Here is a 22,941-nt window from a genome sequence, read left to right as displayed (position 1 = left end):
CGCCGACCGAACCCTTACGACGGGAACTCGCCCGGCGGCACCGTGCTCGTGGTCGCATTGCCGCCAATCACCTTGTTCAAGGTGAACGTCAGCACCGTGTACTGAGTCCCACCGGAAACCTGGACGGTCCGGAAATTCGCCTTGTCGTCGAACTTCTCGAAGCTGCACTCGCGGGTGAAGGAACTCTTCCGGCTGTTCCAGTCCTCTCCGGTAGTGAAGTACACGGTGTACGAACCGCTGTTGACGCTACGTATGGTGGTGTCGGACCCCTTACGTATGTAGACGGAGAAGGCCGTCCGCGCGCCTCGGGTCAACGTCACCACGGCATCGCTGCTCGTACCGTTCCTCACCGTCAGCCGGCCCAACCCGCCCCGGCTGCTGTCACGTATGAGCGCGCCATTGGCCAGCCGCCGGTGTTGCGCCTTTTCCGTACGTGGCAGCCGTAGCGTGGCCTCGTAGCCCAGGCTCGTGAGCGCGCGGCTCGCCTCTCTCACGCTCTTCGGGCTCTCCGCCGTACTGAGCGTCACGCGCGGCGAGTCGGCACACCGACCGCCACTCCCGCGTGCGCTCCTGAGGTCCTGTCCCAAGGCCCGCAGCGCGGTGGCGAATTGACTGTTGCCCGTGGTGGCGTTCTCCGGCGTCCGGGTGGTCTCCAGGGCGTCCGCGGCCGCCTCGGCCTTGCTGGCTGCCGAGTCCAGCGCCCGGTTCAGCGATCCTCCTTCTTGCGCCCGGTCGACCGCGCGAAGGGCGCCGTTGAGCGGGCCCAGGGCGTTGGCGAGGGCGTGACGGTAGGACTGCGGGTCGACGCTCGGAGTGGGGGAGGGGCTGGGCGACGACGCCGAATCGGCCGCCGACGAACCACCGGATCCACTCACCCCATTCGATCCACCGGCCTCGCTTCCCTCGCCCGACGAACAGGCCGACAGCGGGAGCGAGAGAGCGAGCACCGCCGCTCCGAGCGCGACCCCACGGCGCATCCGCGCCCGTGCCCCTGACCCGCCCCACAGAGACGGCGTACGCCGCACCCACATGTATCTGTTCATGATTCCCCCTGATCCCCCTGAGTCCCCCGGTTTCCCGGTGCCCCGGGCCCCCAATTCCGCTTGTATCCCTCTGTATTGCTGAAGTGCTGTATTGCCGGATTGCTCGGTGTCTGATGGAACTCCGCAGAACCGTCAGAACCCTTAGACCCCGGAGCCCTCAGACCCAGGAACTCTCAGACTCAGGATCCTCAGCCCCCGGAATCCTGGAATCCCTTCGCTGCCCCCAGAGCCCCAGCGCCCCCTGCGTTCGTCTTCCTTCCCCCAAGTCCCGCAAATCCCTCGAGCCCCCTGGACCCCCGGAACCCCCGGAACCCCCGGACTATCCGTACTTCCGGCAACTGTCGAAAGGAACCGGATCCAGAACTAAGGCTTCTCCGGCCCGAGTTGACTGTCAAGGTTGCCCGTCCGGGCTGTGGATAACTTCCTCGCTCGCCGGAATTTCTGCTTCCGCACCCGTGCGCAGCCACCGGTGCGTAGGTAGAGTCCGCTGCCATGGCAGCGCTGAGTGATCTTCTCCCCCTTGCCGCTGTGCGCCTGGACGTTCAGGCCGCGGACTGGCAGGAAGCCATCCGGACGGTTGGCGGATTGCTGGTGGAGACGGGGGCCACGACCGACGCGTACACCGCCGAGATGATCCGTAACGTCGAGGAGAACGGCCCCTACATCGTCCTCGCCCCCGGTTTCGCCTTCGCCCATGCCCGCCCCTCACCCGCCGTCCTCAGGACGGGGCTTTCCTGGGTCCGGCTGTCCCGGCCGGTGGAGTTCGGGCACGAGACGAACGATCCGGTGACGTTGGTCGTGGGCCTCGCCGCTCAGGACGCCGACGCGCACACGGCAGCGCTGGCCGCCCTCGCGAAGCTCCTGGCCGACCCGGCAACGGCACAGGCCCTCCAGGATGCGGCCGATCCAGAGGCGCTGCATACGGTGCTGGCGGAATCAACTGCCCTTCCGGCGGTGCCGGGTGAGGGAGCGGCACCGGAGAAGCGAGGCCAAGAGCCTTCCCGTGGCCCGTCCGTCCACAAGATCCTCACCGTATGCGGCAACGGCGTCGGCACCAGTCTCTTCCTCAAGAACACCCTGGAGCAGGTGCTCGACCGCTGGGGATGGACCCGGCATGTGACGGTCGAGGCAACCGACACCATTTCGGCCCGGGGCAAGGCGTCCGAGGCCGTGGCGATCCTCACCTCCCGGGAGATCGCCAGGACGCTGGGCGACGTCGGCGTACCGGTCAGGGTCGTCGAGGACTTCACCAGCGGCCGCGAGGTCGACCGCGTACTTCGCGATACGTACGACGTCTGAGCCGCCCCGATCCGCCCGCCCCAAAGCCGCCCGCCCCTCCCCGCCCACGGCTGAGGACGCCCCCCACCTTCATCCCACCCCACCACCACCCCTTCCCACCCCACCCCCTCCACCCCAGTCAGCCACAGGAGGACGGACCGCACCATGCACGGGCTCATATCCCTCGCCACGTTCCTCGTGAACGAGATCCTCAGCCAACCCGCGTACCTCATCGGCCTGATCACCGCCGCGGGCCTCATCGCGCTCAAGAAGTCCGCCGGGCAGATCGTCGGCGGCGCCATCAAGGCGACGCTCGGCTTCCTGCTGATCGGGGCGGGTGCCGGTCTGGTCGTCAGCGCGCTCGGTCCACTGGGCGGCATGATCCAGGGCGCGACCGGCGCGCACGGCGTGATCCCCACCAACGAGGCCATCGTCGGCATCGCCCAGGCGAAGTTCGGCGCCCGGGTCGCCTGGCTGATGATCCTCGGCTTCGCCGTCGCCCTGCTCCTGGCCCGCTTCACGCCCCTGCGCTACGTCTTCCTGACCGGCCACCACATCCTCTTCATGGCCACGCTGCTGACCATGGTCCTGGCCACCTCCGGCCAGACCTCCGTGCTCGTGGTCCTCGTAGGAGGAGTGCTGCTCGGCATCCTCCTGGTAGCGCTGCCGGCCTTCGCCCACCCCTGGACCAAGCGCGTCACCGGTAGCAACAGCATCGCCATCGGCCACTTCGGCACCGCCGGTTACGTCCTCTCCGGTGCTGCCGGCCAGTTCGTCGGCAAGCGCAGCCGCAGCACCGAGGACATGAAGCTCCCCGAGGGCCTGCGCTTCCTGCGCGACTCCATGGTGGCCACCGCGCTGTCCATGGTGCTGATCTACGTCATCATGTCGCTGGTCTACCTGGCCAAGGCGGGCCGGGCCACGGCCTTCAAAGCGTTCGCGGCCGGCGGCGGCAGCCCGGCCGCCGACCTCGGCAACTACGTCATGCACTCCGTCATGCAGGGCCTGCAGTTCGGCATCGCGGTCGCGGTGATCCTCTTCGGAGTGCGCACGATCCTGGCCGAGCTGGTCCCCGCCTTCCAGGGCATCGCGGGCCGGCTCGTGCCCGGCGCGGTGCCGGCACTGGACGCGCCCATCGTCTTCCCGTACGCGCAGAACGCCGTGCTGATCGGCTTCCTCGCCAGCTTCGTCGGCGGACTGGCCGGCCTCGGCGTGCTCACCTGGGCGTTCCACCCGGCGTTCGGCCTCGCACTGGTTCTGCCGGGACTCGTACCGCACTTCTTCACGGGCGGCGCGGCCGGCGTCTACGGCAACGCGACCGGTGGGCGGCGCGGGGCGGTCGTGGGTGCCTTCCTCAACGGCCTCCTGATCACCTTCCTGCCGGCGCTGCTGCTCAAGGTGCTGGGGGCGTTCGGCAAGGAGAACACGACCTTCGGCGACGCCGACTTCGGGTGGTTCGGCACCTTGATCGGCAATGCGGCCAAGTCGGGGGCCATCGGGGGCGTCGTGCTGACGCTGGTGATCGGCGGTGTGCTGCTGGGGCCGCGATCCTCTTCCAGAAGCGTGTCGTGGACACCGGCTGGGACCCGGGTGCCGCTCGCGACACCGCCCTGCCGCCCAGCACGGCATCCGGGCGGACCTCCCCGGAGCCGTCCGGCACGGACCCGGCGGCAGCGGCGTCCCGTGTCTACGGAAAGATCGCCCCGCCCGCAGGCGCCCCGACCCCGCCTCCGCCCCGTCCCCGTCCCCGGAGTCCGGCTGAACGGCAGCGGGGCGCTCCGCCTCCTCCGGGGCAGCACCGGGGGCGGGTGCTCTGGCCGGGGGTAAGGCGCCGCAGCCCGGCCACGCGACCCCTCCGCTAGCTCGCACTCAGAGCTAAAATTGAGGCATGGCCATGGGGGAGTTCCCCGATGCGCTCGCCGACGTCCTGGCCGGAGTCCAACGGCTGATCCGGCGCCGCCTGCGGGCCGGCCTCACCGCGCCCCCGTTGCGCGGCGCCGAGGTGGAACTCCTGCGTCTGGTCGTGGCCCGCCCCGGCATCCGCGTCTCGGCCGCCGCGAAGGAGCTCTATCTCGCCGGCAACTCCGTCTCCACCCTCGTCAACCGGCTCAGCCGGACCGGCTACCTCCGCCGGGAGACCGCGCCGGACGACCGCCGCTCGGCCCTGCTGTTCCCCACCCCCGCCGCCTGCACACGGCTGAACGACTGGGAAGTCCGCCGCAGCGCCCTCGTCCGCCAACAGGTGGCCCAGCTGTCCGACGCCGACCAGGCCGCCCTGGCCGCGGCCCTCCCGGCACTACGCAGACTCGCCCACAACCTGCATGAGGAGGCGGAGGGCTGATGACTCCCGACGAGACCCCCGAGGAGATCTGCGGGGAGGCCGCCGACGCGACCCTCGGCGGCGCACCACGCACCGGTGCGCCGGGCTCCGCGGCCGCCCCGAACGCGTCCGACGCCGTGCTCTGCCGCGGCCTGCGCTACGCCTTCGGCGAGACCCGGGCCGTCGACGGGGTCGACCTCTCCGTACGTGCCGGCGAGGTCTTCGGCCTGCTCGGGCCCAACGGCGCCGGGAAGACCACCGCGATCCGCTGCATCACCACCCTCCTGCCCGTCCCGGCCGGCATGGTGCGGGTATTCGGGCACGACGCGGCCAAGGAGCGGATGGCGGTCCGCCGGCTGCTCGGGTACGTCCCCCAGCAGCTGTCCGCCGACGCCGGCCTGACCGGCCGCGAGAACGTCACCCTCTTCGCCCGGGTCTTCGATGTCTCCCGCCGCGAACGCGCCGCACGCGTCGACCAGGCACTGGCGGCGGTCGGCCTCACCGAGGCGGCCGGCCGTCTCGCCAAGACGTACTCGGGCGGCATGATCCGTCGCCTCGAACTCGCTCAGGCACTGGTCAGCGCGCCCCGTCTGCTGATGCTCGACGAGCCGACGATCGGTCTCGACCCGATCGCCCGTACCAGCGTCTGGGACCACATCAACGCGGTACGGGACGCCACCGGCATGACCGTCCTCGTGACCACCCACTACATGGACGAGGCCGACCAGTACTGCGACCGTGTCGCCCTGATGCACCACGGCCGGATCCGCGCCCTCGGCACACCGGACGACCTCAAGTCCGCCCTCCGCACCCGCCGCCGGGCAGCCCCCGCCCCGGCCACGACGGGCACATCGGCCCACTCGCACCCGGTCCCGACCTCACACCCCCACTTCTCCGCTTCACCGCTCTCCTCCTCCCCGCCCTCCTCAGCGGCCCCGTCGCGCTCGTCCGATGCCGCTCCGACGCTGGAGGACGTCTTCCGGGACGTCGCCGGCAGCGGCCTCGACGAGCAGTCAGGAGACTTCCGCGATGTCCGAAGCACCCGCCGCACCGCCCACCGCGTCGGCTGACGTCCGTCACGGCCCCGGGCAGCTGGACCTGCTGCTCGCCCCGCCGCGCGCCCGTACCGGATGGCGGGTGCTGCCCGCCCGGGTCCTCGCGATGTGCGTGGTCGAACTGCAGAAGCTGCGGCACGACCGGACCGAGCTGTACACCCGCGCCGTCCAGCCCGCCCTCTGGCTCCTCGTCTTCGGGAGACCTTCACCCGCATCAAGGCGATCCCCACCGGCGGCACCCCCTACATCGACTATCTCGCGCCCGGCATCATCGCCCAGTCGGCCATGTTCATCGCGATCTTCTACGGCATCATGATCATCTGGGAGCGGGACGCCGGCATCCTCACCAAGCTGCTGGTCACCCCGACCCCACGCGCCGCCCTGATCGCCGGCAAGGCGTTTGCCGCCGGGGTGAAGGCGCTGGTCCAGGCCGTAGTGGTGATCGTCATCGCCGCACTGCTGGGTGTGGCCATGACCTGGAACCCGCTACGGCTCCTCGGTGTGGTCGTGGCGGTGGCGCTCGGCTCGGCCTTCTTCTCCTGCCTGTCGATGACCATCGCCGGCATCGTGCTCACCCGCGACCGCCTGATGGGCATCGGCCAGGCCATCACCATGCCGCTCTTCTTCGCCTCCAATGCGCTGTATCCGGTGGCGATCATGCCTGGCTGGCTCCAGACGGTCAGCAAGATGAATCCGTTGAGCTATCAGGTCGATGCCCTCCGCGGCCTCCTCCTCGGCACCCACGCCCATCTCGCGCTGGACTACGCCGTACTCGTCGCGGCCGCCGTAGCCGGCATCGCCGCTGCCTCCTCCCTCCTGGGCCGCTTGGCCCGCTGACCACCTCGCCGCCATCAGGCCCGTCGGTCATGCGGGCCGGCATCCCGCGCCGGGCACCCGTGCGCGCACCGTGTTCCGCCGGCCATGTGGTCGGCATCCGGCGCCGGACACCCGGCACCCGTGCGCACACCGTGTCCCACCGGTCATGCCCCGCCGGCCGGCCGCCGTTCATCCCGCCATCGCAGCCCCGTCCGTCGCCGCTCCCTCAGCCGCACGCGCGGCGTCCGCCGCCGTACGCTCGGCCTGCTCCAGCCACGCCAGGTACCAACTCCGGAACGTGGCCGGCGTGCCCTCGTCCGTCCCCAGGCGCAGGGGCTGCATGTCGATGCCGTCGCAGCGGGCGTCCGCCCATATCCGTCCCCGTTCCGGCCCGCTCACCACCAACCACCGGCGCTCGGCACACCCGATGTGGCACAGGCATATCGCCCCGACGGTGCGGTCGTCGGACCACATCAGCGTCTCCCACCGGTCCCACCAGGCCTCTTCCGCCTCTTCGTACTCCTCCGCACTCTCGAAGTCGGCCTCGTCGGGCCGCTCCGCCTCCAACGCGTCGAGCAGCTCGGCATCGGGACCGGCCAGGGGAAACGGCTCGGTCAATCGGGCGGGGGTCGTCAGATTGCCCCCGTCGCCCACCCACTCCCAACCGCCGCCCGCCGCCCTGCGTAGAGGAAAGACGCCGTAGGCCGGGCCCGCCCCACCCGCGCCCACCTCCCGCAGGAACTCCCGGTACGCATCAGGCAGACGCACTCCCAACCAGCGCTCAGCGTCCGCCAGTTCGTCCGCCGTGAGCGGATCGGCCAGGGCGAAGCCATGCCCGTGGTACCCGAATACCCGCTCCGCGCCCGGTGCCGAGCGCAGCCGCAGCACCCGCTCGCGGACCCCCGCCCATGTCTGCTCAGTCATGTTCCCAAGGTACGAGGCACCACTGACAACGCCCGCCGCGCAGCCGACGCCGCGACGGTGGGCCGGGCCCGCGGCACGTCTCAGAGCCAGTCCCGCCGCTTGAAAATGAAGTACAGACTCACGCACACCACCACCATCAGCCCGATGGCGAAGGGATATCCGAACGACCAGTGCAGCTCCGGCATGTTCTGGAAGTTCATGCCGTAGATCGTCCCGACCAGCGTCGGCGCGAACAGGATCGCCGCCCACGACGAGATCTTCTTGACCTCCTCGTTCTGCTCGAAACCGGCCTCGGCCAGGGCCCGCATCTCGGCGTTCTGCTGCTGGTTCACCAGGGTGGCGTTGACGGTGAGGATGTCCTGGAGTGCCTGCCGGAAGCCGTCCACCCGCTCCGTCGTGTGCATCACGTGGTCCGCCACGTCACGCAGATAGCGCCGTAGCTCCTCGTCGATCGCGTACTTCTCGAAGCCCGCGGTCAGGCTCTCCAGGATGCCGTTCAGCGGACGGGTCGCGCGCTGGAACTCCACGACCTCCCGGGAGAGTTCGTAAATGCGGCGGGAGACCCGCGGGTCGCCGCCGAACACCTCGGTCTCGATCTCGTCGATGTCGGTCTGCACCCCGGCGACGACCGGCTCATAGCCGTCGACGACCGCGTCCAGGATCGCGTAGAGCACCGCCTCCGGGCCGCGCTTGAGCAGCTCCGGGGCGTCCTCCATGCGGCGGCGCACGGCTGTGAGGTCCGGTGCGCCCCCGTGCCGCACGGTGATGACGAAGTCCCGCCCGACGAACAGGTGCAGCTCGCCGAAGTCGACTTCTTCGGCGTCGTCCAGATAGCGCGCGGCGCGCAGCACGACGAACAGGGTGCCGCCGTAGCGTTCCAGTTTGGGGCGCTGATGAGCCTCCAGGGCGTCTTCCACGGCGAGCGGATGGAGGTCGAACTCCGAGGCAAGCGTGACCAGTTCGGAGGGAGTGGGGCGGTGCAGACCGATCCAGGCCAGGGTGTCCGTAGTGGCGCGCTGCTGCCGGAACGCGTCGGCGAGTGTGTCGTGGGTGCTGACGCGATGTCCGTCGCGATACAGGGCGGCGGTGATGACGCTGCTGGCGTTCTCGGCGGGCGGCTCCTGCTGGTGGGAACCGTCCGCGTCTTCGGCGGGCGGGGGCCCGGCGGCCCGCTTCTTCGCGGTTTTGCGCAGGCCACGCAGGGCACGCGGCCGACGGCCGGGAGGTTCAGAGCTCACGACAGAACCGACCTCCGTCACAAGAGGGGATGAACGGGCACACAGAATCTCGACGCAGGATATCTGCCGCAGATGTCAGCACAGGTCAGGGGCCATGGTGCAGGATGGAACGGGACGTGGCGCGGCGTGTGTCGCGTCCGGCGAGCTTTGTGTGTTTATCCCTAGAATTGCGCGATGCAGATACCGCAGACAGTCATTGCTCCTCCGGGCGAGGTGATTCGGTGAACGGCCCCGATGCCACCGACGAACAGTGGGAAGGGCTCGCCGAGGTCGTCCCGCTCCGCGGCAGTAGTGAGTGGCCCTCCTGGCCCGACCACCGCGCCCTCCCCGAGGACGAACCGGCCGAGGAGCAGCGGCGGTTCATGGTCATTCGCGTCCAGACCTTCGCGGATGCCCGTGAGGTCGCCGAGTACCTGATGGCTCAGATTCCGGTCCTGCTGGACCTCAGCAGCGCCGACACCGATGTCGCCAAGCGCATCCTGGACTTCTCCAGTGGTGTCGTCTTCGGACTCGGCAGCGGTATGCACCGCGTGGACACCAACGTCTTCCTTCTGGCGCCGGTCGGCACCGAGGTCGCAGAGGCGGTGACGGGGGGCATCCCCCGTTCGTAGGAAGGGCGGTCGGGCGGAACGGTTCTCCGGTCGCGCCACTGCATAGCGTCCCCCTATGGATACCGGCAGTGTGCGACCGGCCGTCACCGAGTTACGGCTGTCCGCCTTCAAGACCCATCGCGGCATCAACCTGCCGCTCGGCCCGCTGACCCTGTTGAGCGGCGAGAGCGGAAGCGGCAAATCCAGTGCGCTGCAGGCGTACGAGATCCTCGCCCGCCTGGGAAGTGGGGAGTCCCTGGCCCGGGCAGTACGGGACGTCGCGGGCAGCGCATCGGCGTGTGTGCCGGCGGGGTCCCGCCCCGACGAACAGGGGAGACGGGGCTTCCGCATCGGCTGCACGGTCGACGGCCCGGCCGGCCCCGTCGACCTCGATCTCGCCGTACAGGCCGAGCCCGAACTCCGCATCGTCGGCGAGCGGTTGACCGGCGGCGGTGAAACCTTGCTGACCACCGCCCTCACCGACCCGGCGCGTCCCGCGGTCCAGGCGGCCTGGCACACCGCGGGTGCGGTCCCCGTCACCCGCGCCCCGCTGCCCGACGACCTTCTCGGCACGTCGCTGCTGCCGCTGCGCGTCGCCGGTAAGACGGAGGGCCAGCGGCTCGTCCTGGCCGCCGCCGAGCAGGTCGTGGTCGCGCTGCGCTCGGCATTCGTCTGCGATCCCCGGCCGGAGGTCATGCGGGGGACGAGGGCGGCCGCGGTGGCCGGCGCCGTAGGTGCGGGCGGAACGGGGATCAGGCCCAAGAAGGCGGGAACGGGGAAGGCCTCGGCAAAAGGGGCGGCGACCACGACGACCGCCGGGAGCTGGGGCACGCGGGCCCGCAAGGGGACCGGGGACGGTGGCGAGGCCGGGCGCTGGGGCCGCGACGCCGAGGGAGCGCACGACGAGGGCGGCTGCGGACCTCCTGCGACAACCTGCCCGCCGTATTGGAGCGGACGAGCAAGGAGTGCACACGGCGGCACGCGGTGCTGGTCGCGGCAGTACGGGAGGCATGCGCCGGCCCGGTCGACGGACTGCGCGCCGTCCCGAGACACCCGGATCAGGCGGGGGAGCGGGCGGCCACTAGTCCTTCGCCGGTGGCGCCGTCGGCACCGGCGGGCGGCGGACGCAGCGCGTCCGGTGCTCAGCGGGCGGTGCAGGAGGCAGCGGCGGCGGAACGGCGCCTGCAGGCCGTGGTCGACCGGGGCACCCTCGGCGAGATGCCCATTGAGCAGCTCGGCGACGGTGAGCTGCGGTTTCTCGCCCTGGCGCTGGTGCTGCTGACCGGGCCGGGCGTCCTGGCCATGGATCCGGCCGGGGAGATCCCCTCGGCACAACAGCAGATGACCGTCATGGCCGACGGCATGGACCGCTGCATGGACCGCAGGCAGGCGCGCGAGCTGGTCTCGCTGGCCGTGCGCATGGCGGAACGCGGGCACGTCCGGCTGCTGGGCACGGTACGGGACCCCACGGTCGCCGACGGACTGCCCGGCGTGCAGGTGCTACACCTAGGAGCATGAGCGAGGATCTTCATGCGCTGCAGCGCCGACTGGCCGAGTTCGCGGCCGCGCGGGACTGGCAGCAGTACCACACCCCCAAGAACCTGGCCGCGGCGCTGAGTGTCGAGGCCGCGGAACTCGTCGAGATTTTCCAGTGGTTGACCCCGGAGGAATCGGCGAAGGTGATGTCCGATCCGCGGGTGGCCGGCCGGGTCGAGGACGAGGTCGCGGACGTGCTGGCGTATCTGCTGCAGTTCTGCGAGGCGCTGGGGATCGACGCCTTGGCGGCGCTGGCCGCGAAGATCGAACGCAATGAAACGCGCTTCCCGGCGGTCCGGCAGGCCCCGCCGGACCGGCCGCGGGAGGGCGAGGAGTAGCAGGCGGGAGGGGCGGCGGGTCCGGGAGCGGGGCGCCGCCCTGATGCTGAATTTTCCGGTCATTGTCGGCTTTTCTGGTGCCCTGAGCCGATCGTGTGGCGGGTGGGGGTGATGTGACGCGAGGGGGGCGGGGCGCGCACATATCGGACTCTCGTCACTCTCCGGAGTTATGGATCTATCCACAGCGCCTTGGTTGTCCACAGATTTGCGAATTCCCCTGGCTTTTTTGGCTGTTGACCCTCACTCTGGGTAGTGAAAGGAGTGCGGGGTGCATGCGAAGAAAGAAGGAAGGAGGGAGAGGATGGACGCGGTGCGGATCATCGCGGCCAGCCGGTGCGGCCTGGCGGAGTCGACCACGGTGCAGGACGTGATCGTCGAGGCGTGGCAGGCGCAGGCCTTGGCGGAGGCGATAGGCAGCCATCTCGCGATATTCGGGCCGTACGAGGTGCGGTCCCGGGCCCAAGGGCTGGGCGACGCGAGCGGGCGGTTCAGCGGGGGACTGCCGTGCTCGACGCCGATCGGCGGCGGACTGCGGGCGGCGCAGCTCTCCGAAGTCCGTGATGTCAGGGCTGCCTTGACGGGGCTGTGCCGACTGCTGCGCGAGGTATGCGAAGCACTGGTCGGAGTGGTGCTGCTCGCAGAGGAGGAAGGAACCTACTGGACGTGCGTGGAGGCGATGGACACGCTCGACGAATCGAGAGACCGCGTTACCGGAATACTGGAGAAGCTGGAGGTGCGTGACCGGAACCCTGCCTGAGTACGACCACAGGAGAAGCCCGAGGGCAGCAGTGGCCCTGACGACGGCGATAGCCCTGACTACAGGGGTAGTCGTCACAGGCAGCGCCGCCACTCCTTCCCACGGGATGTCCTGCGCACCCTGTGCGTCGGCCACTCCGCCTGCCGCTGATCACCCGACCTGCTGGCCGGAGACCGACCTGCTGGCCGGAGACCGGCCTGCCACCGACTGGCTCAGCTATCGCTGCCACCGACCGGCTCAGCCACCGCTGCCGGTGCCCCTGCCACTGCCGAGTGCACCTGGCTGTGCCCAGCACCCCCGCCCCTGACCTCGCGCCCTCGCCCGCCGTCACCAGACACCGCCCGTTGCCCGCGGCCAGTCGTGCACCGGCACAGGTCCGGCCCCGCCGTTCATACACCGTCGCCCGTCGCTTTCGTGCCCCCTTGAAGCCCGCTCATGGGTAGGGCCGCCCCCGACGGGCCTGAATCCGCCGATCATCACCGGCCCTTGCCACAGCCGAGGTTTGCCCGAGGCGTGTCGATCGACCGCCCCGCACGGTCGGGCAGCCGGCAGCGATGAATGAGCAGGGTCCGGCCGGGACCGGGCGGGTCCGGTCCGACCTGAAGCAAGGCCAGGCAACGACGCACTGCCGCGGTTGGTCCGCCGCAGGACGTGCAGGATGGAGGTATGGACCTACGAATCTTCACCGAGCCCCAGCAGGGGGCTTCCTACGACACGCTCCTGAAGGTCGCCAAGGCCACGGAGGACCTCGGCTTCGACGCGTTCTTCCGTTCCGATCACTACCTGAGCATGGGCAACGGCGACGGGCTGCCCGGTCCGACGGACGCCTGGATCACCCTGGCGGGCCTGGCGCGTGAGACGAAGCGGATCCGGCTCGGCACGCTCATGACGGCGGGCACCTTCCGGCTGCCGGGTGTGCTGGCCATTCAGGTGGCGCAGGTCGACCAGATGTCGGGCGGCCGGGTGGAACTCGGCCTCGGCGCAGGGTGGTTCGAGGAGGAGCACAAGGCGTACGGCATCCCGTTCCCCAAGGAGAAGTTCGCGCGGCTGGAGGAGCAGCTGGCGATCATCACGGGCCTGTGGGCCACCGAGACAGGAAAGGAGTTCACCTACGACGGGACCTACTACCAGCTGGAGAAGTCGCCGGCGCTGCCCAAGCCCGCGCAGGCCAAGGTGCCGGTGCTGATCGGTGGGCACGGTGCGACCCGTACGCCGCGGCTGGCCGCGCAGTACGCCGATGAGTTCAACATTCCCTTCGCCTCGCTCGAAGACAGTGAGCGCCAGTTCGGACGGGTGCGGGCGGCCGCCGAAGCCGCCGGGAGGAAGGGTGATGAGCTGGTGTACTCCAACGCCCTGGTGGCCTGCGTCGGCAAGGACGATGCGGAGGTGGCACGGCGGGCCGCGGCCATCGGGCGGGACGTGGACGAACTGAAGGCCAACGGCCTCGCGGGTTCCCCCGCGGAGGTCGTCGACAAGATCGGGCGCTATGCCGCCATCGGCACTTCCCGTGTCTACCTGCAGATCCTGGACCTCGATGACCTGGACCACCTGCAGCTGATCTCGGACCAGGTGCAGTCGCAGCTGGGCTGAGTCGGGCAGGGCTGGCGCCGGCTTGGACCGACTGCGTTGCTTCGGCCGGGCCGGGGTTGTGCGGGGGAGCGGGGCTGCCGGAAAAACTGGTGGGGATCGGGGCGCGGTGCCGCAATACTCGGACGGGTGTTCCTGACGATAACCACCACCGGCAGCGCCGACCGTCCTGCGACCGACCTCGGATTCCTGCTGCACAAGCATCCCGACAAGGCGCAGCAGTTCTCGACGGCGCACGGCACCGCGCATGTCCTGTACCCGGAGGCGGATACGGAACGGTGCACCGCGGCGCTGCTGCTGGAGGTCGATCCCATTGCCCTGGTTCGCCGGAGCCGTGGCAAGGGCCGTGGCGGCGCTCCGGACTCGGCGCTCGGGCAGTACGTCAACGACCGCCCGTATGCGGCCTCCTCGCTGCTGGCGGTGGCGTTGCGGAGCGTCTTCTCCAGCGCGATGAAGGGGCAGTGCGCGGCGCGGCCGGAGCTGGTGGCGCGGGCGATGCCGCTGCGCATCGAGGTGCCCGTGCTGCCGGCCCGGGGCGGTGCGGAACTGGTGCGCAAGCTGTTCCGGCCGCTGGGGTGGCAGGTGCTGGCCGAGGCGGTGCCGCTGGACGAGACGTTCCCGGAGTGGGGTGACTCCCGCTACGTACGGCTCGTACTGGAAGGGGAGTGCACGCTCGCCGAGGCGCTGCGGCATCTGTACGTGCTGCTGCCGGTGCTGGACGACGCCAAGCACTACTGGGTCGCGCCCGATGAGGTCGACAAGCTCCTGCGGGCAGGCGAGGGCTGGTTGGAGGAGCACCCGGAGCAACGGGTGATCGTCGGCCGCTATCTCGCGCGGCGCTGGGCGCTGACCCGGGAGGCCATGGCGCGGCTGGAGCTGGAGCGGCTGGCCGAGTCGGACGACGTGGCCGCCGAGGAGATCGACAACGCGGTGGACGAGGAGGCGGACACCGAGGAACGGCCGGTGCCGCTCGCCGTACAGCGGAGGGAGGCGATTCTCGCGGTGCTGCGGTCGGCCGGAGCGGCGCGGGTGCTCGATCTCGGTTGTGGGCAGGGTCAGTTGGTCGGTGCGCTGCTCAAGGACCCGCAGTTCACCGAGATCGTCGGTGTGGACGTGTCGATGCGTGCGCTGCATGAGGCGCGGCGCCGGCTGCGGCTGGACCGGATGTCCGAGCGGCAGGCGGCGCGCGTACGGCTCGTACAGGGGTCGCTGGCGTACACCGACGCGCGGCTGAAGGGGTATGACGCGGCGGTGCTGAGCGAGGTCGTCGAGCACGTCGACCCGGAGCGGTTGCCGGCACTGGAGTACGCGGTGTTCGGGGCGGCCCGGCCGAGGACGGTCGTGGTGACGACGCCGAACGTCGAGTACAACGTGCGCTGGGAGTCGCTGCCGGCCGGGCACGTACGGCATGCGGACCACCGCTTCGAGTGGACCCGGGAGGAGTTCCGGGGCTGGGCGCGGGAGGTGGCCGCGCGGCACGGCTACGAGGTGGACTTCGGCCCGGTGGGGCAGGACGACCCCGAGGTCGGCCCGCCGACCCAGCTCGCCCATTTCCGCAGGGCGGAGGAGGCCGGCGGCGGGAAGGGCGCAGGCCGAGCCGTGGGCCGGGGCGAGAGTGCCGCTGGGGCTGGGGCTGGGGCCGGAGCCGGAGCCGGAAACGGTGACGGTGTCCGTGCCGGTCACGGTGCTAGTGCCGGTGCCAGTCACGGTGCCCGTGCCCGTGTCGGTGAGGGCGTCAGTGCCCTTGCCGGTCATGGTGCCAGTGACGGTGTGGGTGTCGGTCCCGGTGCCGGGGGACGTGAAGACGGAAGCAGTTCTGTGAGTGGGGAGGAGGTTGCGGTATGACGGGCGTCGACCGTGTGGAAGCAGTGGTGGAAGGCGAAGACGAAGGCGAGGGGCGCGTGGGGCGGCGGGTGCTCGAGGTACCGGACCTGTCGCTGGTGGTGCTGATCGGAGCGACGGGGTCCGGTAAGTCGACCTTCGCGGCCCGGCACTTCAAGGCGACGGAGGTCATCTCCTCCGACTTCTGCCGCGGGCTGGTCAGCGACGACGAGAACGACCAGAGCGCGAGCGGCGACGCGTTCGACGTGCTGCACTTCATCGTCGGGAAGCGGCTGGCGGCCGGGCGGCTGACGGTCGTCGATGCCACCAACGTGCAGTCCGAAGCGCGCACCCAGCTGGTGAGACTGGCGCGGGAGCACGACGTCCTTCCGGTGGCGATCGTGCTGGACGTGCCCGAGCAGGTGTGCGCCGAGCGCAACGCGACGCGTGCCGACCGGGCCGGGCTGCCGCGCCGCGTCATCCAGCGCCATCAGCGCGAACTGCGCCGTTCCCTGCGCCACTTGGAGCGTGAGGGATTCCGCAAGGTGCACCACCTCAGAGGCCAGGCGGAGGCCGATGCCGCCGAGGTCGTCAGGGAGCGCAGGTTCAACGACCTACGGCACCTCACAGGGCCGTTCGACATCATCGGAGACATCCACGGCTGCCGTTCCGAGCTGGAGTCGCTGCTCGGCCGGCTGGGGTACGTCCCGGTGCGCGACGGGCTCGGCAGGGCCGTGGACGCGGCGCACCCCGAGGGCCGTACCGCCGTGTTCGTCGGGGACCTCGTCGACCGCGGACCGGACAGCCCCGGCGTGTTGCGGCTGGTGATGGGCATGGTCGGAGCCGGGCACGCGCTCTGCGTACCGGGCAACCACGAGAACAAGCTCGGCCGCTACCTCAAGGGCCGCAAGGTCCAGCACACCCACGGCCTCGCCGAGACCATCGAACAGCTGGAGAAGGAGGACGCCGCCTTCCGGGACGAGGTGGGGGCGTTCCTGCACGGGCTGGTGAGCCACTACGTCCTCGACGGTGGCGGACTGGTGGTGTGCCACGCCGGGCTGCCGGAGAAGTACCACGGCCGGACGTCCGGCCGGGTGCGGTCCTTCGCGCTGTACGGCGACACGACCGGCGAGACCGACGAGTTCGGCCTGCCGGTGCGCTACCCGTGGGCCGAGGACTACCGCGGCCGCGCCGCCGTCGTCTACGGACACACGCCCACCCCGCGCGCCACCTGGCTGAACAACACCATCTGCCTGGACACCGGCTGCGTCTTCGGCGGCCGGATGACCGCGCTGCGCTGGCCGGAGCGGGAGCTGGTGGACGTACCGGCCGAACGCGTCTGGTACGAGCCGGCGAAGCCGCTCGCCACCGAGGCGCCGGGCGGTGCGGACGGCCGTCCGCTCGACCTGGACGACGTGGCCGGCCGCCGGATCGTGGAGACCCGCTCCATGGGCCGGCTCGCCGTGAAGGAAGAGAACGCGGCGGCCGCACTGGAGGTCATGAGCCGCTTCGCGATCGACCCGCGGCTGCTGCCGTACCTCCCGCCGACGATGGCGCCCTGCGCGACGTCGCAGGAGGACGGCTACCTGGAGCACCCGGCAGAGGCCTTCGCGGGGTACCGCGCGGACGGCGTACGGGAAGTGGTGTGCGAGGAGAAGCACATGGGTTCCCGTGCGGTGGCGCTGGTGTGCCGGGACGAGACGGTGGCCGCGGAGCGCTTCGGGGCGCCCAAGGGGGTCCCGGGTGCGCTCTACACCCGTACGGGACGGCCGTTCTTCGACGACCGGGAGGCGACCGGGACCCTGTTGCGGCGGGTCGCTGCGTGCGTCGCGGAGGCCGGTCTCTGGGAGGAGCTGGAGACCGACTGGCTGCTGCTGGACGCCGAGCTGATGCCGTGGTCGCTCAAGGCGACCGGGTTGCTGCGCAAGCAGTACGCGGCGGTGGGCGCGGCGTCCGGGGCGGCGTTCCCGGGCGTGCTCGGCGCGCTGGAGGCGGCGGCCGGCCGTGGCGTCGAGGTGGGACCGCTGCTCCAGCGGCAGCGGGACCGGGCGGCGGACGCCGCGGCGTTCACGGCGGCGTACCGGCGCTACTGCTGGCGCGTCGGCGGGCGGGCGACGCCGGACGGGCCGGACGCGTCGGACCCCTCGGCCCCGTCGGCGCCGTCGGCCCCGTCGGCGCCGTCGGCCCCGTCGGACCCGGTGGTTCCGCTCCAGGCGGCGGAGGCAGTGGACGGGGGCGCCCTCGCGGGTGCGGGTGCGCCTGCGCGTGCGGGCGCGGCGCCGGGTAGCGGCCCGGTGCCAAAGGGACTCGGCCCGGTGCCGGAGGAGCTCGGGCTGGTTCCGGATCGGCTCGGTCCGGTGCCGAAGGGGCTCGGGGCGCTGGAGGGAGTGCGGCTGGCGCCGTTCCAGATCCTCGCCGTACAGGGGCGCAGCCTCGCCGGGCTGGCGCATACGGAGCAACTGGCGCTGATCGACCGGATCGTGGCGGCGGAGAGCACGGTGTCCGGCAAGCAGGACGGGGCGTCCGGAGGCGGACGTGCCGCCGGCGGGACCGGGCTGCTGGCCACGACCCGGCGGATCATCGTCGACACCGAGGACGAGGCGTCGGTCGCGGCCGGCATCCGGTGGTGGCTGGAGCTGACTGCGGACGGCGGCGAGGGGATGGTCGTCAAACCGGTGGAGGCACTGATACGGCAGCCGGACGGACGGCTCGTCCAGCCGGGCGTCAAGTGCCGTGGTCGCGAGTACCTGCGCATCATCTACGGGCCGGAGTACACCCGCCCGGAGAACCTCAAGCGGCTGCGCATACGCCACCTGGGCCACAAGCGTTCGCTGGCACTGCGGGAATACGCGCTGGGGCTGGAGGCGTTGGACCGGCTGGCGGAGGGCGAGCCGCTGTGGCGGGTGCACGAGGCGGTGTTCGGCGTGCTCGCGCTGGAGTCGGAGCCGGTGGACCCGCGGCTGTAGGGGCGGCGGCCCGCTGACCGAGGCGGCGCGCTCGTCGGTCCTGCCCTCGGTGGCGCTCGCTCGGCGGGCCGCCGTGGGCAGGGGGCGTTGGTCAGCCCGTGGGCGGCGCGCCCGGCGTCAGGTCGGTCTCGTCACGCTCGCCGCCAGGTCGGTCTCGTCACGCCCGCTGTCAGGTTGGCCTCGTCACGCCCGCCGTCAGGTCGATCTCGTCGCGCCCGCTGTCAGGTCGGTCTCGTCGCGCCCGGCGTCAGGCCGATCTCGCCGCGCCCGGCGTCAGGTTGGCCTCGTAACGCCCGCCGTCAAGCCGTCCTCGTCGCGTTCGTCGCGCGGTAGGACCGTCGGTAGTCGTTCGGCGGTACGCCTACCGTGCGGGTGAAGTGGCGGCGGAGGTTGGCGGCGCTGCCCAGGCCGGACAGTTCGGCCACCCGGTCGACGGGCAGGTCGGTGCGTTCGAGCAACTCGCGGGCCCGCCCGATGCGTTGGGTCTGGAGCCACTGCATGGGCGTGGTGCCGGTGGCCGCGTGGAAGCGGCGGACGAGGGTGCGCGGGCTGGTGTTGGCGCGGCGGGCGAGGTCGGCGACGGTCAGCGGTCGGCGCAGCCGTTCGGTGGCCCAGTGCAGCAGCGGCGCGAGCGAGTCGTCGCGGCGCTCGGGCAGGGGCGTCTCGATGTACTGCGCCTGCCCACCGGGACGGTGGGCCGGGGCGACCAGTTGGCGGGCCAGCGAGTTGGCCGTCTCGGTGCCGAAGTCCTCCCGTACGAGGTGCAGGCAGACGTCGATGGCCGCGGTCGACCCGGCGCCCGTCAGCACATCGCCGTGGTCGACGTAGAGGACCGAGGAGTCGACGGTGACGGCCGGATAGCGCTCGGCAAGCAGAGCCGCGTACATCCAGTGCGTGGCGGCCGTGCGGCCGTCGAGGAGTCCGGTGGCGGCGAGGGTGAAGGCGCCGGAGCAGAGGGAGACCAGCCGCGCGCCGCGGCGGTGTGCCTCGCGCAGTGCCGCGACGAGTTCGTCCGGCGGATCGCCGTGCACATCCGCCGAGCCCGGTACGAGGACGGTGTCGGCAGTCACCAACTCCTCGATCCCGTAAGGGGTCTGGGCATGGAACCAGGGGCCGGTGCGGGGGGCGGCGCCGTCCGCGCCGATCGCGCACACCCGCAGGTCGTACCAGCCCGGAGGGGTCTGGATGCGGTCGAAGCCGAAGATGTGGCAGGGGATGGCGAGTTCGAAGAACGGGATGCCGTCGGTGACGGCGACGGCGATGGACGGCATGGGCCGAGTATGACAGGGAGGTGGCAGGAATGTAGCGGGTGTTGTCAGGGCTGCCACTCGTGAGGCTGGGCGCGGCGTTCGATGCTGAGCGGCATGACCAGTTCTGTTTCGAAATGCCATGGGACGCGTGGGCCCGCGGAGGAGCCGGCGGAAGGGCCGGCGGAAGCTTCTACGGAAGAGCTCGGGGCCGGACCGGCGGAAGTGTCTGCGGAAGAGTTCGGGAGCGGGCCGGCGGAGGTGTCTGCGGAAGCGCTCGGGGACGGGCCAGCGGAAGCGCCTATGAAAGAGCTCGGGGCCGGGCCGGCGGCGGTGTCCACGAAGGTGCCGGGTGTCGCGGCCCGGGACGACGCCCCCGCCGACCCCCGCCGCTGGCTGGTACTGGCGATCGCGTCCGCGGCCCAGTTCCTCGCCGTACTCGACCTGATCGCCGTCACCATCGCCTTCCCGGCGATCGGCCGGGACTTCGCGCCCGCGTCCGCCTCCGCGCTGTCGTGGGTGCTCAACGGCTACACCGTCGTCCTCGCCGCGCTGCTCGTACCGGCAGGACGGATCGCCGACGAGGCGGGGCGACGGCGCTGCTTCCTGATCGGCATGGTGCTGTTCGGCCTGGCCTCGGCGGCCTGCGGCGCGGCGCCCACGCTGGGGCTGCTGGTCGCGGCCCGCGTGGTGCAGGGCGTGGCGGCGGCGGTGCTGATCCCCACCTCGCTCTCCCTCGCGCTGCCCGTCTTCCCGCCGCACGAGCGGGCGACCGCGGTCGGTGCGTGGACGGCGGTCAGTGCGGTCGCGGCGAGTTCCGGGCCGGTGATCGGCGGACTACTGGCGGCCTCCGACTGGCGGCTGGTCTTCCTGATCAACGTGCCGGTCGTGGTCCTCGCGGTCGCGGCGGGGGTGCGGTTGCTGCCGCGCTCCGTGGGCGGTCGTGGGGCCCGGCAGAGGTGGGACCTGCCGGGTGCGGCGCTGGTGCTGGTGTGCATCGGGGCGCTGGTGACCGCGTGCGTACAGGCCCCGGAGTGGGGCTACACCGCGCCGGCCACCCTGGTCGTCCTCGGCGTCGGCGTGGCGGCCGGTGTCCTCGGCGTACGGCATGCGCGGCGCGCCGTGGAACCCGTCGTGGACCCGGCCCTGTTCCGGACGCCCGGTTTCGGGGCGGCCACCCTGGGGCTGCTGAGCTATTTCGTCGCGTACTCCGTGATGATGCTGGGCGCGACGCTGCTGTTCACCGATGTCTGGCACTACTCGGTCCGGACGGCCGGGCTGGCGCTGGCCCCCTGGCCGCTCACGGTGCTGGTGGTCTCCGCGCTCTCGGGCCGGATCGTCCGGGCGGTCGGCGAACGCGCCGCCGGCGTCATCGGGTCGCTCTGCTTCGTCGCGGCCGCGTCGTGGTGGCTCGGGTGCGTGGACGACGGCGGCGCGGGCACGCACTACGCGGTGCGCTTCCTGCCGGGCCTGGTCCTCGCGGGAATCGGCGCCGGCCTGTACCAGCCGGTGATGTTCGCCGCCGCGGGGCTGCTGCCCGCGCGGCGGTTGTCCGTGGGGTCCGGGGTGCTGATGGTGTCCCGGCAGGTGGGTACGGCGCTCGGGGTGGCCGTACTGATCGCCGTCATGGGAGGGCAGGGCCAAGGCCAGCAGCAGGGGCAGGGGCACGGTCAACAGGGGCCGGAATTGGGCGCGTTGAAGGTCGGCTGGATCGTCGCGGCGGTGACGGGTGCGGTCGCCGTGGGGGCGGCGATCACGCTACGGACGGGCGGCGGTGGCGCCCGGGCCACCGGCGGCCGGGCCACGCACCCGGCCAACCGCCCTCGGGACCGTAGGGCGACCGCCGGGCAGCGCCGACCACCCACCTCCTAGGCAGGCGCCCACCCCGCCCGGCCCCGCTCCGCACCTTCCGCCCACCCACACCCGCAAGTCGCCCGACCCGACCACCACCGGGACCGACCACCACCGGGACCGACCACCACCGGGGCGGGCCAAGACCGGGACCGGCCACCACCAGCCCGCAGCCCACCCGGGCCCAGCCGCCCCCGTCGGCCGACCCGTGTACCCCACATCGCCCGACTCCCTCCACCCGGCCCCCCGAGCGGCCAAGATGGGGAGATGGGATTCCAAGTCGACTCCGAGGCCGGGCGGCTGCGCCGGGTCATCCTGCATCGTCCCGATCTGGAGCTGAAGCGGCTCACCCCCTCCAACAAGGACGCCCTGCTCTTCGACGACGTGCTGTGGGTACGCCGGGCGCGGGCCGAGCACGACGGTTTCGCGGACGTACTGCGCGACCGTGGCGTCGAAGTGCACCTCTTCGGGGATCTGCTGGCCGAGAGCCTGCAGATCCCCGCGGCCCGCGAGCTGGTCCTGGACCGGGTCTTCGACGAGAAGCTGTACGGACCGCTGGCCACCGACCATCTGCGCGCCGCCTTCGACGAACTGCCGGTGCCGGAACTCGTCGAGGCGCTGGTCGGCGGGATGACCAAGCGTGAGTTCCTTGAGCAGCACCCCGAACCGACCTCGGTCCGCTTCCACGTGATGGATCTGGACGACTTCCTGCTGGGTCCGCTGCCCAATCACCTCTTCACGCGCGACACCTCCGCCTGGATCTACGACGGGGTGTCGATCAACTCGATGCGCTGGCCGGCCCGGCAGCGCGAGACCGTCCACTACGAGGCGATCTACCGCTACCACCCGCTCTTCCGCGGCGAGGACTTCCACGTCTGGTCGGAGGGGCAGGCGGACTACCCCTCGACGATCGAGGGCGGCGACGTCCTGGTCATGGGCAGCGGTGCGGTGCTGATCGGGATGAGCGAGCGGACCACTCCCCAGGCCGTCGAACTGCTGGCGCGCGGGCTGTTCGCGGCCGGTTCGGCGCGCACGATCGTGGCGCTGGACATGCCCAAGCGGCGGGCGTTCATGCACCTGGACACCGTCATGACCATGATCGACGGGGACACCTTCACCCAGTACGAGGGGCTCGGCATGCTCCGCTCGTACACCATCGAGCCCGGCTCGGGCGAGACGGACCTCAAGGTCACCGATCACCCGCCGGAGCACATGCACCGCGCCATAGCGGCCTCGCTGGGACTGTCCGACATCCGGGTGCTGACCGCGACCCAGGACGTGCACTCCGCGGAGCGCGAGCAGTGGGACGACGGCTGCAACGTGCTCGCCGTGGAGCCCGGCGTGGTGGTGGCCTACGAGCGGAACGTCACCACGAACACGTTTCTGCGCAAGCGCGGCATCGAGGTGATCACGATTCCGGGGAGCGAGCTGGGGCGCGGGCGGGGCGGTCCGCGCTGTATGAGCTGTCCGGTGGCGAGGGATGCGGTGCCCGGGGCAGGCTGAGGCGTGCGGCGGCGGTGGGCGGGGCGCACATGGCGTGCAGCCGCACGGAGACCGGTCGTCGTATATAGATA

At 71.3% G+C, this 22,941-nt stretch carries 17 protein-coding genes and 2 pseudogenes; 15 read left to right on the top strand and 4 right to left on the bottom strand.

What is annotated here, in order from left to right:
• Positions 1-14: 14 nt before the first annotated feature.
• Positions 15-947, bottom strand: a complete 933-nt coding sequence (locus OJ254_RS30455) for a hypothetical protein (protein WP_265364951.1) — start codon at positions 945-947, stop codon at positions 15-17.
• Positions 948-1,535: 588 nt separating this feature from the next.
• On the opposite strand from OJ254_RS30455, the gene OJ254_RS30450 reads away from it, so the two are divergent.
• The 5 genes and pseudogenes from OJ254_RS30450 to OJ254_RS30430 all read left to right on the top strand — a co-directional run bounded on the left by OJ254_RS30450 (position 1,536) and on the right by OJ254_RS30430 (position 6,533).
• Positions 1,536-2,342, top strand: a complete 807-nt coding sequence (locus OJ254_RS30450) for a PTS sugar transporter subunit IIAB (protein ID WP_265364950.1) — start codon at positions 1,536-1,538, stop codon at positions 2,340-2,342.
• Between the two features lie 144 nt (positions 2,343-2,486).
• Positions 2,487-3,955: pseudogene (locus OJ254_RS30445) on the top strand (PTS ascorbate transporter subunit IIC); the annotation flags it as partial.
• A gap of 254 nt (positions 3,956-4,209) precedes the next feature.
• Positions 4,210-4,662, top strand: coding sequence for a MarR family winged helix-turn-helix transcriptional regulator (locus OJ254_RS30440; RefSeq protein ID WP_265364949.1), 453 nt, complete (start codon positions 4,210-4,212; stop codon positions 4,660-4,662).
• Positions 4,662-5,711, top strand: a complete 1,050-nt coding sequence (locus tag OJ254_RS30435; RefSeq protein ID WP_265364948.1) for an ATP-binding cassette domain-containing protein — start codon at positions 4,662-4,664, stop codon at positions 5,709-5,711. The genes OJ254_RS30440 and OJ254_RS30435 overlap by 1 nt, the downstream gene beginning before the upstream one ends.
• A pseudogene (locus tag OJ254_RS30430) lies at positions 5,671-6,533 on the top strand (ABC transporter permease). The gene OJ254_RS30435 and the pseudogene OJ254_RS30430 overlap by 41 nt, the downstream one beginning before the upstream one ends.
• A gap of 168 nt (positions 6,534-6,701) precedes the next feature.
• Here OJ254_RS30430 and OJ254_RS30425 read toward each other — a convergent pair.
• Both OJ254_RS30425 and corA read right to left on the bottom strand, forming a co-directional pair.
• Positions 6,702-7,436: an SMI1/KNR4 family protein gene (locus tag OJ254_RS30425; protein WP_265364947.1), complete on the bottom strand. Its 735-nt coding sequence runs from the start codon at positions 7,434-7,436 to the stop codon at positions 6,702-6,704.
• An 80-nt stretch (positions 7,437-7,516) separates the two neighbouring features.
• Positions 7,517-8,674: a magnesium/cobalt transporter CorA gene (gene corA / locus OJ254_RS30420; protein ID WP_265364946.1), complete on the bottom strand. Its 1,158-nt coding sequence runs from the start codon at positions 8,672-8,674 to the stop codon at positions 7,517-7,519.
• Between the two features lie 221 nt (positions 8,675-8,895).
• Here corA and OJ254_RS30415 point away from each other — a divergent pair, with 221 nt between their 5' ends.
• From OJ254_RS30415 to OJ254_RS30380, 8 genes are all read left to right on the top strand, one after another.
• On the top strand, positions 8,896-9,285 hold the full coding sequence (locus tag OJ254_RS30415; RefSeq protein WP_265364945.1) for a cell division protein SepF: 390 nt from the start codon (positions 8,896-8,898) through the stop codon (positions 9,283-9,285).
• A gap of 55 nt (positions 9,286-9,340) precedes the next feature.
• On the top strand, positions 9,341-10,546 hold the full coding sequence (locus OJ254_RS30410) for a hypothetical protein (RefSeq protein WP_265364944.1): 1,206 nt from the start codon (positions 9,341-9,343) through the stop codon (positions 10,544-10,546).
• Positions 10,483-10,782, top strand: a complete 300-nt coding sequence (locus OJ254_RS30405) for a hypothetical protein (protein WP_265364943.1) — start codon at positions 10,483-10,485, stop codon at positions 10,780-10,782. Before OJ254_RS30410 ends, OJ254_RS30405 begins: the two co-directional genes overlap by 64 nt.
• Positions 10,779-11,138, top strand: coding sequence for a nucleotide pyrophosphohydrolase (locus OJ254_RS30400; protein ID WP_261955191.1), 360 nt, complete (start codon positions 10,779-10,781; stop codon positions 11,136-11,138). The genes OJ254_RS30405 and OJ254_RS30400 overlap by 4 nt, the downstream gene beginning before the upstream one ends.
• A gap of 301 nt (positions 11,139-11,439) precedes the next feature.
• Positions 11,440-11,895 (top strand): DUF6099 family protein, encoded by a 456-nt coding sequence (locus OJ254_RS30395; protein ID WP_265364942.1) that lies wholly within the window; start codon positions 11,440-11,442, stop codon positions 11,893-11,895.
• Between the two features lie 666 nt (positions 11,896-12,561).
• Positions 12,562-13,485: an LLM class F420-dependent oxidoreductase gene (locus tag OJ254_RS30390; RefSeq protein WP_265364941.1), complete on the top strand. Its 924-nt coding sequence runs from the start codon at positions 12,562-12,564 to the stop codon at positions 13,483-13,485.
• Positions 13,486-13,611: 126 nt separating this feature from the next.
• Positions 13,612-15,327, top strand: a complete 1,716-nt coding sequence (locus tag OJ254_RS30385; RefSeq protein WP_265364940.1) for a 3' terminal RNA ribose 2'-O-methyltransferase Hen1 — start codon at positions 13,612-13,614, stop codon at positions 15,325-15,327.
• On the top strand, positions 15,324-18,269 hold the full coding sequence (locus OJ254_RS30380) for a polynucleotide kinase-phosphatase (RefSeq protein WP_423835985.1): 2,946 nt from the start codon (positions 15,324-15,326) through the stop codon (positions 18,267-18,269). The genes OJ254_RS30385 and OJ254_RS30380 overlap by 4 nt, the downstream gene beginning before the upstream one ends.
• Positions 18,270-18,568: 299 nt before the next feature.
• On the opposite strand, the gene OJ254_RS30375 is transcribed toward OJ254_RS30380, so the two are convergent.
• Entirely contained in the window at positions 18,569-19,540 is a 972-nt protein-coding gene (locus OJ254_RS30375; protein ID WP_265364938.1) for a helix-turn-helix domain-containing protein, read from the bottom strand.
• Positions 19,541-19,819: 279 nt separating this feature from the next.
• Here OJ254_RS30375 and OJ254_RS30370 point away from each other — a divergent pair, with 279 nt between their 5' ends.
• Positions 19,820-21,388, top strand: a complete 1,569-nt coding sequence (locus OJ254_RS30370) for an MFS transporter (protein WP_265364937.1) — start codon at positions 19,820-19,822, stop codon at positions 21,386-21,388.
• A 246-nt stretch (positions 21,389-21,634) separates the two neighbouring features.
• Positions 21,635-22,870, top strand: coding sequence for an arginine deiminase (locus OJ254_RS30365; RefSeq protein WP_261955184.1), 1,236 nt, complete (start codon positions 21,635-21,637; stop codon positions 22,868-22,870).
• The last annotated feature ends 71 nt before the right edge of the window (positions 22,871-22,941 follow it).

Source organism: Streptomyces endophytica (genome assembly GCF_026153355.1).
In the GTDB taxonomy this organism is placed as follows: domain Bacteria; phylum Actinomycetota; class Actinomycetes; order Streptomycetales; family Streptomycetaceae; genus Streptomyces; species Streptomyces endophytica.
Note: the sequence above shows the minus strand (reverse complement) of the source record. Positions and strands in the feature narration are given on the sequence as shown.